Origin of the sequence: Kocuria sp. SM24M-10, from assembly GCF_001027955.1 — a bacterium.
GTDB classification, from domain to species: domain Bacteria; phylum Actinomycetota; class Actinomycetes; order Actinomycetales; family Micrococcaceae; genus Kocuria; species Kocuria oceani.
In genome coordinates this window covers 1-1,061 of sequence record NZ_LDNX01000159.1, presented here as the reverse complement: position 1 = coordinate 1,061, position 1,061 = coordinate 1, and the positions used below count along the sequence as shown (strand labels likewise).

Here is a 1,061-nt window from a genome sequence, read left to right as displayed (position 1 = left end):
CGAGTAGACCTGGTCCTGCACGGACGGACGGGGGACCGCGCGGCGCGCGGTCCCCCGTCCGTCCGTGGCCGGGTCCCCGGCCTCAGCCGGTCAGCGGAACAGGTCCGCCCGGACGCCCATGATGATCCGGTCACCGGACCGCGCGGTGCGCATGTACCGGGCGACCTCGTGCTCGTGCAGGGCGATGCACCCGGCGGTGGGCTTCTTGTTGGCGTGCAGGAAGATCGCGAAGCCGTTGCCCTGGACGATCGGCGAGTCGGGCGGGCGGTTGTAGTTGATGACGACGCCCAGCCGGTAGTCGCCGGACTGCGCGAAGTACCACATGTTCTCGTCCGGCCAGGTGTAGCCGGTGGACTCGAAGTACTTGTTGTACAGGGTGCCCAGGCGCCCGCCCCACCGGGAGTTCGGGTTGAGCGGGCGGTAGGGCAGCGCGGTGCCGGGGTTGTAGACCCCGAAGGACTCCGTGACCGAGTACGAGCCCTGCGGCGAGTAGAGGTACTGCGTGTGCCCGGAGGGGACCCCCGGGCGCTTGAAGCCGCTGGCGCCCACGTAGGCGGACGTGCGCCACTCCTCGACGTAGCTGCCGCCGATCCGCACGCAGTTGACGAACGTGGCCTCGGACCGGCCGTAGCCCTCGGCGATGGTCAGGGACACCCGCCCCGCGTTGCGGGTCGGCTGCACCGAGCGGCCGTTGTTGAGGTTCTGGCACTCCCCGCGGAACAGGTGGATCCGGGACCCCTCGGATCGGCTCCAGGTGACGAGGCCGCGCTGGAACTTCTGGTGCACGGTCCCGGTCCCAACCTCGTCCGTGACGGGGTAGCCCAGACTCCCCCGCTCGCCCCCGGTCCCGATCCACTGCTTCCCGATCGCCCCGTAGGTGTTCACCGTGCGCGCACCGGTGGAGGCAGTCCAGTAGATGGTGCGGTCGCCCGAGAACGACTGCCGGCACCCACGCCCGGCCAGCCCGCACACCTCGTCGGTCGTCGGATACCCGTAGACCCCCGTCTCGCGCCCGCCGAGGACCCACTTGCTCCCGATCGCCCCGTAGGTGTTCACCGTGC

1 protein-coding gene is annotated in these 1,061 nt (G+C 70.6%); it reads right to left on the bottom strand.

The features are described 5' to 3' along the window. Positions 1-90: 90 nt before the first annotated feature. Positions 91-1,061 (bottom strand): L,D-transpeptidase family protein (locus tag ABL57_RS18905; RefSeq protein WP_371212497.1); only part of this gene is annotated, 971 nt, incomplete at its 5' end.